Source organism: Bradyrhizobium sp. (assembly GCF_016213215.1).
Lineage (GTDB): Bacteria > Pseudomonadota > Alphaproteobacteria > Rhizobiales > Xanthobacteraceae > Bradyrhizobium.
The window spans coordinates 21,182-34,954 of record NZ_JACRAW010000080.1 but is presented as its reverse complement, the minus strand read 5'-3'; the positions used below and the strand labels follow the sequence as shown (position 1 = coordinate 34,954).

The 13,773-nt window shown below is 61.6% G+C and carries 16 protein-coding genes and 1 tRNA gene; 9 read left to right on the top strand and 8 right to left on the bottom strand.

What is annotated here, in order from left to right; translation table 11 throughout:
- Positions 1–37 precede the first annotated feature (37 nt).
- Positions 38–1,231, top strand: a complete 1,194-nt coding sequence (locus HY852_RS14605; protein WP_291605473.1) for a PHB depolymerase family esterase — start codon at positions 38–40, stop codon at positions 1,229–1,231.
- Positions 1,232–2,090: 859 nt separating this feature from the next.
- On the opposite strand, the gene HY852_RS14600 is transcribed toward HY852_RS14605, so the two are convergent.
- Positions 2,091–2,666: a hypothetical protein gene (locus tag HY852_RS14600; RefSeq protein ID WP_291605472.1), complete on the bottom strand. Its 576-nt coding sequence runs from the start codon at positions 2,664–2,666 to the stop codon at positions 2,091–2,093.
- A gap of 385 nt (positions 2,667–3,051) precedes the next feature.
- Here HY852_RS14600 and HY852_RS14595 point away from each other — a divergent pair, with 385 nt between their 5' ends.
- The 3 genes from HY852_RS14595 (at position 3,052) to HY852_RS14585 (ending at position 5,603) form a co-directional block, all read left to right on the top strand.
- The gene (locus tag HY852_RS14595) at positions 3,052–3,711 is read left to right on the top strand and encodes a peroxiredoxin (protein WP_291605471.1); all 660 of its coding nucleotides are present in this window, start codon (positions 3,052–3,054) and stop codon (positions 3,709–3,711) included.
- 84 nt (positions 3,712–3,795) lie between these two features.
- Complete coding sequence (locus HY852_RS14590) at positions 3,796–5,235, top strand: deoxyribodipyrimidine photo-lyase (protein ID WP_291605470.1); 1,440 nt, start codon at positions 3,796–3,798, stop codon at positions 5,233–5,235.
- A gap of 68 nt (positions 5,236–5,303) precedes the next feature.
- Positions 5,304–5,603 (top strand): histone, encoded by a 300-nt coding sequence (locus tag HY852_RS14585; RefSeq protein WP_291605469.1) that lies wholly within the window; start codon positions 5,304–5,306, stop codon positions 5,601–5,603.
- A 125-nt stretch (positions 5,604–5,728) separates the two neighbouring features.
- Here HY852_RS14585 and HY852_RS14580 read toward each other — a convergent pair whose 3' ends face one another.
- Positions 5,729–6,601 carry a DMT family transporter gene (locus HY852_RS14580; RefSeq protein WP_291605468.1) on the bottom strand — a complete coding sequence of 291 codons (873 nt, stop codon included), beginning with the start codon at positions 6,599–6,601 and terminating at the stop codon, positions 5,729–5,731.
- Between the two features lie 152 nt (positions 6,602–6,753).
- Entirely contained in the window at positions 6,754–7,200 is a 447-nt protein-coding gene (locus HY852_RS14575; RefSeq protein ID WP_291605467.1) for a hypothetical protein, read from the bottom strand.
- A gap of 260 nt (positions 7,201–7,460) precedes the next feature.
- Between HY852_RS14575 and HY852_RS14570 the strand changes: the two genes are divergently transcribed.
- On the top strand, positions 7,461–7,730 hold the full coding sequence (locus HY852_RS14570; protein ID WP_291605466.1) for a hypothetical protein: 270 nt from the start codon (positions 7,461–7,463) through the stop codon (positions 7,728–7,730).
- A gap of 120 nt (positions 7,731–7,850) precedes the next feature.
- On the opposite strand, the gene HY852_RS14565 is transcribed toward HY852_RS14570, so the two are convergent.
- Together HY852_RS14565 and HY852_RS14560 are read right to left on the bottom strand one after the other, a co-directional pair.
- A complete protein-coding gene (locus HY852_RS14565; RefSeq protein ID WP_291605465.1) occupies positions 7,851–8,294 on the bottom strand; it encodes a host attachment protein in 444 nt (147 codons plus the stop codon).
- Between the two features lie 76 nt (positions 8,295–8,370).
- A complete protein-coding gene (locus HY852_RS14560) occupies positions 8,371–8,781 on the bottom strand; it encodes a DUF3775 domain-containing protein (RefSeq protein ID WP_291605464.1) in 411 nt (136 codons plus the stop codon).
- A gap of 906 nt (positions 8,782–9,687) precedes the next feature.
- Between HY852_RS14560 and HY852_RS14555 the strand changes: the two genes are divergently transcribed.
- The 3 genes from HY852_RS14555 (at position 9,688) to HY852_RS14545 (ending at position 11,766) form a co-directional block, all read left to right on the top strand.
- The gene (locus HY852_RS14555; RefSeq protein ID WP_291605463.1) at positions 9,688–10,653 is read left to right on the top strand and encodes an AraC family transcriptional regulator; all 966 of its coding nucleotides are present in this window, start codon (positions 9,688–9,690) and stop codon (positions 10,651–10,653) included.
- 110 nt (positions 10,654–10,763) lie between these two features.
- Positions 10,764–11,513 (top strand): serine protease, encoded by a 750-nt coding sequence (locus tag HY852_RS14550; protein WP_291605462.1) that lies wholly within the window; start codon positions 10,764–10,766, stop codon positions 11,511–11,513.
- Positions 11,514–11,689: 176 nt separating this feature from the next.
- Positions 11,690–11,766, top strand: a tRNA-Arg gene (locus tag HY852_RS14545).
- A gap of 132 nt (positions 11,767–11,898) precedes the next feature.
- Here HY852_RS14545 and HY852_RS14540 read toward each other — a convergent pair.
- The 3 genes from HY852_RS14540 to HY852_RS27925 form a co-directional block, all read right to left on the bottom strand.
- Complete coding sequence (locus HY852_RS14540) at positions 11,899–12,351, bottom strand: hypothetical protein (protein ID WP_291605461.1); 453 nt, start codon at positions 12,349–12,351, stop codon at positions 11,899–11,901.
- A gap of 164 nt (positions 12,352–12,515) precedes the next feature.
- Positions 12,516–12,740, bottom strand: coding sequence for a hypothetical protein (locus HY852_RS27930; RefSeq protein ID WP_367116364.1), 225 nt, complete (start codon positions 12,738–12,740; stop codon positions 12,516–12,518).
- The gene (locus HY852_RS27925; protein ID WP_367116363.1) at positions 12,737–13,081 is read right to left on the bottom strand and encodes a hypothetical protein; all 345 of its coding nucleotides are present in this window, start codon (positions 13,079–13,081) and stop codon (positions 12,737–12,739) included. Before HY852_RS27925 ends, HY852_RS27930 begins: the two co-directional genes overlap by 4 nt.
- A gap of 270 nt (positions 13,082–13,351) precedes the next feature.
- Here HY852_RS27925 and HY852_RS14530 point away from each other — a divergent pair, with 270 nt between their 5' ends.
- Positions 13,352–13,735, top strand: coding sequence for a VOC family protein (locus tag HY852_RS14530; protein ID WP_291605460.1), 384 nt, complete (start codon positions 13,352–13,354; stop codon positions 13,733–13,735).
- Positions 13,736–13,773 lie beyond the last annotated feature (38 nt).

Genomic DNA, 13,773 nt, shown 5'->3' with positions numbered 1-13,773 from the left:
AGTTTCAAAGCAAACGAAAGTTGTGGAGACAAACGACATGCTGAACCAGGACGTAATGCGCGAAGCCACACGCCTGACGCGCGCGGGCCAACTCGTCGAGGCCACCGCGCTCCTTCAGCGCATGTTTCGCAGTGAGTGCGCGCCGGATGCGGTATCGCGGACCGGTCGTATCGGACGAGAGCCGCCAATCATTGACGCGAAGGCCAATACTATCCGGGAGACGGATGATCCGCACCTGGCGCGGGCGACGTCGGCACCACGGCGTATGTTCCGCGACTTGCTCGATCGCACCAAGGAGCGCTCTGGGTTAGGACTGAAAGGTGTGAGCAAGCGCGCCCGGCCGTCTACTCCGGACGTGGTGCCGGAGGGCGCAAGATTCATCGAAGGTACCCACAGCAATCCGGCGGGGACGCGTGCCTACCGGCTCTTCATCCCCAGCCGCTATCAGGGCCAACCGCTTCCTTTGGTCGTGATGCTGCACGGCTGCACCCAGTCCCCGGAAGATTTCGCCGCCGGCACGAGGATGAACTTCATTGCAGAAGAGCACACCTGCTTTGTTGCCTATCCGGCACAGCACAGCCAGGCAAACCAGGCGAAATGCTGGAACTGGTTTCGCGCAGCCGACCAGGAGCGGGGCAGAGGTGAACCTTCGCTTATCGCGGGACTCACTCGCCAAATCATGCGCGACTATTCAGTTGATCCAAAGCGAGTCTATGTTGGTGGACTATCGGCCGGAGCGGCGGCGGCTGCTGTCATGGGGGCAACGTACAATGATCTGTACGCGGCAATCGGCGTACATTCCGGCCTCGCCTGTGGGGCCGCGATTGACCTTCCCTCCGCGTTTGTCGCCATGCGACAAGGTGGTGGCGGGTCCGATGGCAGGGCAGTTTCAGGCGACGGGCCACCTGTCCCGGCCATCGTTTTTCACGGCGATCGCGACGTGACGGTGCATCCGAACAACGCCGATCAGATTCTTGATCAGTTCATGAAAACGACGAGCACAACAAGGAAGGTGCATCGCGGGCAGGTACCTGGAGGACATGCCTATACCCGCACTATCCATACCGACGCGAGCGGCCGCGGAATCCTTGAGCACTGGAACATCCACGGAGCTGGACACGCATGGTCGGGAGGCAGCCCTGCGGGCTCCTACACTGATCCGCGAGGACCGGATGCAACGAGGGAAATGCTGCGCTTCTTCCTCGAGCATTCGCTCCATCAGCCAGGTTAGAGTCAGTCCGTTTGTGGCCCATTGGCGAGCTCAGCAAATTGGCGGTTGTCAGCTTCGCACGGCGGGAGTCGAACGGAGCGATCTGGCCCGGCGGGCAAATCAGCTGAAAACCCGTCAAGCCCTCGCGGCAAAAATATTTCGCTTTTACCGAATTCGGAATTGGCGTATACGCGACCTATCTCACCCGGCACGAGGGGCGGTCGTACGTCGTCACGGATCGCGGGTTTGGGATGCGGTGGACGCGGCAGCGTCGGGCGTGGATGGCGATCGCAGGGCTGGCCAGTAAGGCTTGTGAGCGATCTGCCGGCGCGCGGACGAACGGCGCTGAAGAGCGTCTTCGCTTGGCTTCGAGGGTGAGCACACGCCAGCCGTCGAAAGCCGGGCGAGGACGTCCGCGGACGGCCAAATCGTGTGGTCCTGGCGCCCGAAGCTGGCGTCAAGCGGCGCGGAGGCGTTTCACCCCGACCGGGGAGAGGCGCCGGAAGAAATCCGCGCGGCGACGGTGGCAATAGAGCTCGTCTCACCGGGGAGATCACGACATAAGTCGTTGAAACCATCCGCGCAGGGAAGGCCGGGATGTCTCGGCTGCCCTGTGGTCCAGCCCGTGTGCGTTCTGCGCACGGACCGCGGGTGCCAGCCGGCACCCGGCCTTCCCTGCGCCCTCGGTTCTCAAGAGGGCGAAGAACGACAGCAAACCTCGGGCGCATCGCGCCGCGAGAACGTGGACCTATGTCTCGTGCGTCATTGCGAGGAGCGACAGCGACGGAGCAATCCAGACTCTCTCCGCGGAGATACTCTGGATTGGATTGCTTCGCTTTCGCTCGCAACGCCCATCGTCAAAGAAGGATCACGCCGGATGTCACATGCCGATGTCGAACACGGCCGGGAGTTGCTGCGCCAGCGGCAGCGCCGTGACGCCCAGGAACGTCGCTACCATCGCCGTAAGCCGGCGGTTATTGAGCTGCTTGCCGCGCATCTTTCCGGCGACCCATTCCAGCACCTTGGCGTCGACCTTGCTGGTGTAGCCGGGCGCCCAGCTCTCGATGTCGGTGTGGGGCGCCAGCGCGACCGAGCGCGGCGGCACCGGCAGACCGGACTCCGCCGCCGCATGGTGCGCAATCGCCTTGGCGAGCAGGTCGTCGAAATGCCCGCCATCGCTGCGTTCGGTGGCGGCCTCGTTGATCTCGAACAGCGCTTCCGCCTCTTCGCGGCTCACCGGCAATTGTTCAAGCGCCGAAGCGGTGAGAATGCGCGCGCACCAGGCGGCATCGATCGCGTCGAGCGACCGGGAGAAATGCACCCTGCCCTTCGTGGTGGGACCTTCGCCCGTGATGACGCTGTCGCGCACGATCGAGAGCGCGTGCGCTGCGGTGTCGCAACTGGAAGGCTCGAGCAGTTCGGGCGGATCGACGGAATTGGACGCTGAGGCAGACATTTTCACTTCTCAAACTTCTTGCTTCTTGTTCTCGGCCAGCAATTTCATGCGGGCGTAAACGTGTGGTTAAGGATTGGCTATGCGGATCGCGACTTTTCTAGATTGGTTGCCAATTGGTCGCTGTGCGGTCCGTCACGGTTCCATCCAGCGACTTCGGGCCGCGCGTCATGGCGGCGATAAACGGCAACATCTGGGCAAGCCGCACTGTTGTGCGTCGATGGAGTCATTTCGCCGCAGGGGCGCGCGCCGAAATCAGGATTTCGTGACACCGCGGAAAGATAGAATGATCTACTCTTGTTGGCCGGCCCCGTTCACTCAAAACGGGCGATCCTCTATATTTGGTAGAACAAATTCACCCTTCACTTGAAGAAGATGAGGTCGAAACATGGCACTCCAGATTGGCGCTGTGGCCCCCGATTTCGAGGCCCAAACCACCGAAGGCAAAATCAAATTCCACGACTGGATCGGAAATAGCTGGGCGCTGCTGTTCTCGCACCCCAAGGATTTCACCCCGGTCTGCACCACCGAGCTCGGTGCGCTGGCCAAGCTCAAGCCGGAATTCGACAGGCGCGGCGTCAAGCTGATCGGCCTTTCGGTCGATCCCGTCGACAACCACGCCAAGTGGGCCGAGGACATCAAGGAGACGCAGGGCGCCGCACCGAACTACCCGATCATCGGCGACACCGACTACAACGTATCCAAGCTCTACGACATGCTGCCGGCCGCTACTTCCGGCGATCCGTCCAAGCGTACGCCTGCCGACAATCAGACCGTCCGCAACGTCTTCATCATCGGCCCGGACAAGAAGATCAAGCTCATGCTGGTCTATCCCATGACCACCGGGCGCAACTTCCAGGAAATTCTCCGCGTCATCGACTCGCTGCAGCTGACAGCCAAGCATCGTGTTGCCACCCCCGCCGACTGGAAGCAGGGCGAGGACGTCATCATCGCCGGCTCGGTCTCCGATGACGAGGCCAAGACGATCTACCCGCAGGGCTGGAAGGCGCCGAGGCCGTACCTGCGGATCGTACCGCAGCCGAAGTGAGGCCTCGCCTCATCAAAATGCGTGGCGGGCGCTCTGAAACCAACCAGGCTGCCCGCACGCCGTTGAGGAAGCACATCGGAAAGCATGACCGCCGCGCAGCCGATCCTCGTCTGGTTTCGCGATGATCTGCGCCTTTCGGATCACCCTGCCCTGCATGCCGCGGCCGGCACGGGGCGTCCGGTCATCTGCCTCTATGTGCTCGATGAGGCGGCCGGGCGGCCGTTAGGCGGGGCCGCGCGCTGGTGGCTGGCGCAGTCCCTGCGTTCGCTTCGAGAGGGCCTCAGTGCGATCGGCGCATCGCTGGTACTGCGCCGAGGAGCGGCGGTGCGAATCATTCCCGAGCTCGCCCGCGAAACCGCAGCGCACGGCATTTACTGGAACGAGATCGCTCAGGCCGCGCAGGAGGCGATCGCCGGACAGCTCGAAACCGCGCTCGCCAACATCGGCGTCGGCGCGGAGAGCTTCCCGGGCGATCTCCTCGCCGCGCCATCGGCGATCCGCACCAGGGACGGCCGAGGCCTGCGGGTATTCACCCCCTTCTGGCGACGCCTGCGCGCGTTGGGCGATCCACCCAAGCCCCTCCCCGCGCCCAAGGCGCTGCGCCCGGGACCGGATCTCGTCAGCGAGACGGTCGAAAGCTTCCAACTCGAGCCGACCAGCCCGGATTGGGCCCGCGGGCTGCGCGAGAACTGGAAGCCCGGTGAGCCTTCCGCCACGGACCGGCTGCGCGCGTTCCTTGCAGAGGGAATAGAGGGCTACGCCACCGCGCGCGACCGCCTCGACCGGGCGGGCACCTCACGCCTGTCGCCGCACCTGCGCTTCGGCGAGATCAGCCCGCGCCAAGTCTGGCACGCCGCACGCTTTGCGGCAGCCGAGCGCGCCGGCCTCGGCCCCGACGTCGACAAGTTCCTGAGCGAACTGGGCTGGCGGGAATTCTGCCGCCACCTCCTCCACGACGAACCCGAGCTCGCAACCAAAAACCTGCAGTCTTCGTTTGATGCCTTCCCCTGGAAGCACGATGCGGAGGCACTCGGTGCCTGGCAGCGCGGCCGGACCGGCTACCCGATCGTCGACGCCGGCTTGCGCGAGCTCTGGCACACCGGCGTCATGCACAACCGGGTGCGGATGGTAGCGGCGTCGTTCCTGGTCAAGCACCTCCTGATCGACTGGCGCGAGGGAGAGCGCTGGTTCTGGGACACGCTGGTCGATCCGGATGCGGGAAGCAATCCCGCCAATTGGCAATGGGTCGCAGGCTGCGGCGCCGACGCTGCACCTTATTTCCGGGTGTTCAACCCGGTGCTTCAGGGGGAGAAGTTCGATCCCGAGGGCAGCTATGTCCGGCGCTGGGTGCCGGAGCTCGCTCGATTGGCGGCAAATCTGATTCATCAACCCTGGCGCGCAGGCCCGCTCGATCTGGCGAGCGCCGGCATCAAACTCGGCAGCACCTATCCCACGCCCATCATCGATCACGTCAAAGGGCGCGAGCGCGCGCTCGCCGCTTATGCGAAAATCCGCGCAAATTGATCTGGTCGTTTTGACAGGCGTCGGAATCCCGCTATCGTCACCGCCGCGTTAAAACCCTGGGGGACGATATGGACGACGACAAGCCGGTAATTGAACAGACGCCGGAGCTGACAACCACCGCGGCCGACGCGACCAACCAAGTCGCAAAGCCAACCGTCAAGAAGGCGAGGAAGGTCAAGAAGAAGGTCGCGAAGAAAGCACCGCCGAAGAAGAAGGCCGCCAAGAAAGCAAAGAAGGCCAAGAAGGCGAAGAAGTCAGCCAAGAAGGCGACCAAGAAATCAGCCAAGAAAGCGGCAAAGAAATCAGCCAAGAAAGCGACCAAGAAAGTCGCCAAGAAGAAAAAGAAGGCCAAGAAGTCCAGGCGCTGATCCAACATCGGCAGCAAGCCTCCGCATGACCAGTCTGGAGGCTTGCTCTTCCTGCCCCTCTCCTGCGTCGGATCGACCCGCCTGTTCGTATTTCGCCGGGCGCCCCCTCGCGAAGCGCCCGGGCGCTAGCGCCGCCGATTGACGAGGAACACCGCGGCCGCGCAGATCGCCATGCCTGCGACTGCGATCGCATCGAGTCGCTCTCCAAACAGCACAAATGCCATCACCGCGGTAACGGCCGGCACGAGATAAAACAGGCTGGCGACTGACGTCGTCGCCGAATGCCTGATCAGCCAGTACAACAGTCCGATCGACCCGATCGAAAGCACGACCGCCAGCCAGGCCAGCGCCAGCACGAACTCCCGCGTCCAGTGCACCACCCTGTCCTCGAAGACGAAGGCGCCAACCGCAAACAAGATCGCGACCGCCCCATATTGCACGACGTTGCCGGCGCGCCAGTCGATATGGACGCAGAAGCGGCGCTGATAGAGCGTGCCCAGGGTGATGCTGATCAACGATACCCCTGAAGCCAGCCAGCCCCAGCCCGCCTCCCCTGTCATCGGACGGTTGTGCAGGATCAGAACCACCCCTGCCAGGCCGAGCAACAATCCGGCCCATTGCAGCGAGGTCACGCGTTCGCCGAGCCAGCGGTTAGCCAGGGTCGAGATCAGCACCGGCTGCAGGCCCGGAATGAGCGCGGAAAGACCGGCCGGAACCGAGTGCGCTATCGCGAGCGCGGTTCCGCCGAGATAGAACCCATGCACCAGGATGCCGGCGGCTGCGCTATGAACGATCCCGATCCGGTCCGGCCATTTGGGCCGCGTGATGCCTGCGATGATCAGCATCAAGACGACGACGATGGCCATGCGGATGGCCAGATAGGTCAGCGGGTCGGCATTGTTGATGACATACTTGGTACCGATAAAGCCGGTACTCCACAGCACGACGAAAATCGCCGGCGCCGCGCGCGCGGCGAATGTGTTCACGTCGTGATTCATTTACCGCTCTCATGCCCCAGACGGGGGGCGGCGGCAATGTCAATCTCCGCAGATGCTGCCCGGTACGGGGCCTCGGTCCGGCGAACGGCTCCCCTGTCGGCCTATCGCAGCCAGGAGCGTTGACATCAGTTTAGGTTCAAGCGGCAACGCCGCTACCACTCGTCCGGACAGGGATCGACGATCTTCCAGAGATCGATGCCGTTTTTGATCTTCTTCATTTCGGTGGTCAGCCCCCCGTTACGGCGAATCCAGTCCTTCACCGTATCCGGATAATAGGACATCAGGTCGGAGGTGCCCTCCATGCTGGTGACCTTGATGCCGAAGGTGAAAGCCTTGTCGTAATAGGCCTGGTGGAAGCCGAGGCTGGCGCGCGGAGTCACGCAGATCTTCTTCATCGGTACCATGCCCAGCACCAGCGTGCAGGCGGAATTGCAGATGCCGTCGATGATGACGCGTTCGCCCTTGTCGCGAATGCGCTTGTACTTCGCCTTGTACTCCTCGACATATCCGCCGTGGTCACGCGTGATGCGCAGATCGGCGCGCGCCGGCGCCGCGGCGATCAACGGGAGCAACAACAGGCTGAGGGCGGTGATGCGCATAAAGGGCTGGCGGCAAGCCTTTTGTGACGAACGGACCGGCAGCAGATAGCGAGCCGACCGGGGGACTCTGGCTGTACTGTGTTGGCAATTCGTTAAGCATCTGGAAAAGGCCAAAAATTGGCAGGAATTGAGGCGGAATCGGCCGATCCCGAAGCCATTCCGCCCGAACTGGGCTCCATTGAGCTGGCCGAGGCGGTATCCCGAGGCCTCGAAATTACGATAAGATAGCTAACCGTTAGCGGGTTTTCCGGAGAATCGAGATGAGCAAGTCCAAGCTGTTTGGGGCCGCCGCCATCCTGCTGGCCGCCAGCCTTGTCCCCAGCCTGTCGGAGGCGCGAGTCCGGCACCGCCATCACCATTACAACGCACACGCCATTCAGCTGCCCTATGGCATCAGCTATCTGCACAACTACGGCCCAGGCGCCGTACCCGGCACCTTTGCCTATTACGACGGGCCTTCGACCAATCACTGCTATCAGGGCGCGGCCAACTATATCGGCCAGGACGGGCGTCGGCACCCCTGTTTCTAGAACGCGAGATCTCGCGCTCCAGCTTTTCTTCGAGCATGACCTCCGCAAACGCTTCGTGTTTGTCGCGTCTCCGCACTTCCCGATCATGCTCAGGGCGCCGGGCGCCTGCGCGCTATCGATTCACGCCAGAAGCTGTTTCTCGATCTCGTAGACCGGCAGCTTGACGAGGTCTTTGCCCAATTCCGCCTGCAGAGCCTTGCGCACCGCAGCTGAATAGTCCGCACGAATCATGCCGAGCGCGCGCGGCGACGCCACCATCGTAACCGCCGTGGTCTCGCCCGACGTGACCGCCGTGTCGAGACGATCGGCCAGGGCCTTCAGGAAGGCCCGCTCGGACTCATCATGCCAGTCCGTCTGCTCCACTGCGCTCCGCGCTCCTGTGGCGTGTTGGACCTTGCCTGGAACGTCGCCTCCCTGAGATCTCGTCGAGGAATCCTCATGTTGGCGCACCTCCTTGGTGTGGAGATTCGGAAACACCCGGTCACCGGTGTTCTCGAGGATGAGCGCCTTGCGGCCGTCGCAGACAACGAGCCAGTCACCTTTGTCGAGCTTCATCTTGTTCATTTGCATTTACTCCAGGGAATTGCGTTCGGGCGCGGACAAGTCGTCGCCCGTGGACACGAGGCAGGAATCGGAGGGATCAGAGATGCTCTTCGAATTCTTCGAATGACTTCCCGAACTGGGACATCGCTTCCTCTAGATAGTCCGCCAGCATGGGCGTGCCGATCAGGTAGGAAGCGGTGCGCTTGTTGTGGGCCTGAACGGCCTGCGCGCGCAGTTCGCGCCAATTACTGAGATCGCCGTCACCGCGGCCGAGCCACATCAGCGCGACCAGATCGATCTGCTCGTCCACGTTCAGATCGCGGATGAAGCCGGCGAGCTCGGAGCGATCGGTATCTTCGCCACGGCCGCCGCGTCCGTAGCTCATATCGTCATCACCCGAATCCCCAATTATCCCTCCTCCCGCGGCCTCGCTGTCCGATTGCCGTGATTTGGAGATGACGAAGAAAACCTTCTCCGGCGAGATCGATAGATCCGGAATCTTCCGCATGGTCCCTTACCTCTCGGGGAGCCGCGCAGCGCGTCTCCCAACTGTTACAAGCTAGAGGTCCCAGACGAGCCGCGTATTGCGCGAGATCAAGGGCACGAGCGAGCCAGCAAAACCGTCATCCTTTTCGCAGTGCAGCGAATCGAACGCCCGCGAATCGCAAGCCCCCTCTCCCCCAGACGTTGGCTAAGGATTCATTCATGAGAAATACGTTTTTTGAGCTGCCACAATTGAGCAGAACCTGCTCGAAATCTATTTCGGTGGTTGAAGGATAGGATCATGAACCTCAGGATTGGACTCGTCGCGTCGGGCCCCTTTTCCATTGGTCCATCGCGCACTGCCGAAACAATCCCAATTACGAGCCGACACTCCCGCTATAGTGCTTGCGAATAGATTACACTCGCTTGGAGCGAGCGCCGGCATGCACAAAATCACGTCGGCCAATTGATTTAAATCAAAGATACGAGAGTTTCCTCCGGCCAGCCTTGGATATGGCTGATTTCATAGTCTTCCGATGCCCGGACACGGGCATGAATGTGCAGACTCATCTAGAAAAGCAACAGCGGAGCGAACGCCGAAGCTTCGAGGCCTTCGCGTGTCCGGCCTGCACAAAAGTCCATTTTATCGATACTGCGACGGGCAAACCACTAGCGCGCGAGCGCTGAGACATCACGGAAAACCACCCGGGGCGGTCGCGATTGTGTCAGCAGCTTGCTGATTGCGCTCGCACCACGTGTCAGCGATCTCGGGCGCAGCTATGAGGTGGGGCGTTTCGAGACGAGGCTTCGAAATTCGGCCAGAAGAACGAGCTCTTGCCGTTATTGCCGCTGGACCAGAGGAAAAAAGCCCATTTACGGAATCAGCGTGTTTGGCCATTGATATGGTAGTCATCATGTTTTCGAGTGGCAGATGCCGCTGAAGAGACTTGCGCCGTCTTCTGTCCTGCAGATAACGAGCTTTTCCGACATCGACGCGTTTCGACCGTACGAACTGGTCGAGGACGCGCGCAGCATCGCACTTGACCCTGCCCACTTCTCGACCGCACGAGCAGTCATCCGCCTGCCATCGTGCCGTGTCGTTGTGCATCGATCATTCGCACGCATACTTGATGCCACCTACTTTGCACCGGGCGGGCTTTTGATCATGCCACTTGAGGAGACTCTGCAGGCCACCGCCAACGGCATGCCCCTCGATGCGCATTGTCTCATCGCTGTACGGGGCACCGACGACTGTCGATTCATCGAGCCTCGGGCAAACCTGCACGCGATGATCATCTTTCATCCCGGGCTGGCAGATCGCGGCTGGTTCGATGTCGAAGACCGATTGCAGGCCTTGCCGTGCGATCGCAACGCGCTCATCAAAGCGCGCGACGCGGTCTTCGCGATCTTGCAGGCGGCCTCTTCCGAGCCGCATGTGTTCGATGTCGCCGGCGTTGCGGAAGGCCTTCAGGAACTCCTGCTGTCGGCCATCGACGACCTGTTTAGCCTTGGAGGGGGGCGTGAAGGACGCACTGAGATCTCGGGCGGGCGATCCGCGCAGCTGGTGCGGTTGGTCGACGATTATATCGACGCGCATCCGACATTGCCTATCTATACCGCGCAGCTGGCCACCGAACTCAGCGTCTCGATGCGAACACTCGGTAACGCCATCACAAAGGTCCGGGGCATGAGTCTGCACCAGTACATACGGCTTAAACGGCTTTGGGCGACTCGCGCGCATCTCTTGAAGGGGGGCGCGACCACGATTGCCGCCAGCGCCCGCGCTCATGGCTTCCATCACATGGGCGAATTCGCCGCGCTGTACCGCGCCACGTTCAACGAAACGCCGTCAGCCACCCGCGCTTACCGCAGGCAGCCACCAAAGCCGCACTGGTAAGCGCGAACAGGTAATTGGATGCCTATCCGCTAAACAGACCGCCTTCATCGATCACAAGCCGGCCAGAATTGTGCAACATCTGATGCTTGCATCGAGGGCTGGTGATTTACATGGCGATCCACGACATCCTTCTGACCGTCTCGTTGGTTACTCAATTGCAGGCTGGAAATCCGGTCGGGACAGCGAGCGGCTTCTTCTATGAAGACGGCGATCGGCTGTTCTTTGTCACGAACGTGCACGTGGTGAAAGGCGACGAAGTCGCGCCTGATACCTTGCGCCTGCGTCTTCACACCGATGCGAAGGATGCATCAAAGAACGAGAACTACGACATCGCGCTATACGATTCCGGCAACGCACCAGCCTGGAAGACCGATCCAGCCTCGCCCGACGCGGACGTCGCCGTCCTGAAGCTCGATCGAAAGCAGATTACTTCGAAGTTCGTCATCAGGACCTGGAGCAAGCAGGACTTCCTGCCTTCCAGGTACGCAATGCTCCCTGGCGAGGACATTTTCAGCATCGGATATCCACTCGGCGTGGCCGACTATCAGAACAATCTGCCGGTCCTTAAAGGCGGCATGGTCGCCAGCGCCTACGGCATTCCGTTCCAAGGTGGTCCGCTGTTTCTTACGGACATTCAACTGCACCCCGGCATCAGCGGCAGCCCTGTGGTGGCAAAACCGAAGGCCGTTTGGGTCAATCAGGAGGATGGAGGCACCGAGATCACGCCCGTTCGATACTACTTGCTCGGTGTCCATTCAGGCTCGCTCGATGTGAAGAACCCCAAGAACGGCCTGAGGATAGGCTTGGGCGCCGCTTGGTATGTTTCCATCGTTCAGAACATTGCCGAGCAGTTCAAATAGCCCCGGCCCCTGCGCTTCGCGTTGCAGCGCCGTGGAACTTTGGCGCCTCGAGCCGCCTCATTGATTTCTGCGTCCACGCTCCGCGAGCGGGTGGACCTTCGTGCCGATTACGTCGCTGGTGCGATCGGAAGGTCTGTGCTAACTGCCGCAGCGGAAGGCATCATCGTCGTTCCAGTGGTCTCCTAGCTCAACTGGATAGAGCATTGGATTTCGATTCCAAGGGTTGGGGGTTCGAATCCCTCGGAGACCGCCAGCGCCAAATGCCTGGCGCCCGCCCAAATAACGCTATTCCTAATAAACTCAGATATTTAGCACGCAAGTCTTCAGATGCCGAAGAAGTTCTTCTGACTGGCGGTAGAACCGCGGCAGCGACGGCCGCAGCCGTTCACCGCCAGGTGTAGAAGGGCCCGAAATGCGGCTGCTGGGCCACCAGCATGATCGGCGGTCCGGGACGGGCCTTGGCGACCTTCCGTTTCGGCGCCTGCTGCGACCTGATCTCCGCCCTGTTCGAAGCAGCGCTTGCTGCCTTCGACGGCGACGGGACGAACTGGGCGAAGCTCTCTCGCACGCGTGCCTTGGCGGACATCTCAGCCGGACCCGGCCGTAGGGGAGCGACTGTCTCAGCCGCGATCGTTAACGGCGGCGAGATGGTTGGCTGCGTCGTGTCGAGGACGACCCGCGCCGGCAATTTGTGCTCCGAATGGATCCGGATGGAGGGCAAATCACTGCTGGAGACCACGGTGTCGGTGGCGGGCGCCGTCGGAAACGCGGCGCTCACGACAAGCAACAGTGCAAGCAGAGCTCCACCGACAAAAACGAAGTACCGCAAGAGGGGCATGGGACATCGCTCCACCCGCCGAGCGGGAGAATAACCGGCGATCTTGCGATTCGTTCCTGTCGCGGTGCGTCAGGTTCAACGGCGAAGCTCAACTTCCTGGTGATCGAGAGTTGATGGTAACTTTTCCGCTACCAGCCGGAAGTGAGCAGTATCGCACGCATCTGTTAGAGCCGCCTTGCAGCGACCGGCGAACATTTCGCCTGATTTGCGTTGATGTTGACGAAACCGACATGGACGCGTGAAAACGTCTTCCGGCTCTTCATGTTCACCGTGTCGGGCAGCACGCGCTTGCGGTCGGTCAGATGAGTTCCATCCCTGCGGCTGAAGGAGCAGAAGATCTCGACATCCTTAACGGCGTAGTCATTGTCGTTGCGCAGCGTAAACGTCACCAGCGCTCTGGATCCGAATCCCCTCTCCGCCAGGATTGAGAGGAAATCCTTAACCCTCCGATCGCCCCCGGGTCCGGCTGCACGGCCGCCCCGCCGGCGCCGGCCGGCGGCGCCTCGTGGGCCGAAGGGCGCTGCACCGCCGCCACACCGAAATGAGCCGGCTCGCTTGCGGCAATTTCACCCTTGAGGGGCCGCAGCACCAGCCACATCGCGACACCAGCCGCCAAGGTGGCGGCGAGCAGCAAGAGACCCGGTCTGAAGTGAAAAAGCGTCTTCGGCGACCATTGGCATGCCAGCCTGGTAAACCCGGGAAGATCGATGCGGTGCAGCCCTGCGCTCATCGTCACATCACCGAATGTCGCGCGAATCGCTACTGATGCGTCCACGCGTAACAAACCGATGCGGCCGTGCTACGGCGAGCAAACGCTCGCTCGCTAACGCCCCCATCAAGGCTTCCAATCACAAAGCCTGACACAGTCGACAATACCTGAAAATGTTCCGACAAACCACGGGCACGATCGCGGGATGGCGATCACGAAACGCTGCAGGTAACATCACCCAGCAACGCAAGCGTCCGCGGACATCTGCTCACGTATGGGGAGGAATTTGGAATGCCTGAAGTCACCTGGGATCACGTCCACCTGCGCAGCCCTGATCCGGACGCAACGGCAACCTGGCTTCGCGATGTGCTCGGCGGCGAGATCGTGCGCGGGCCGGGACGAATCGACGTGAAGCTCGGCGGCGCCAACATCTTCATCGCGGAGGTCACGTCCGGTGACGCCGTCAACCCGCCGCCGCCACACCCTCATGAGGGGCTCGACCATATTGGATTGACGGTGAAGGACATCGATGCAGTGGCCGCCGAGATCAGGGCAAAGGGCGTCGAGTTCACCCGGGAGCCGACCACGATACGGCCCGGCGTGCGCGTCTGCTTCATCCGCGGCCCACAGGGCATCTCCGTCGAGCTGTTGGAGCGCGACAAGAAATACACATGAGCGAGCCGGCCCGGATCCGGTCATACCCTTGCGACCTC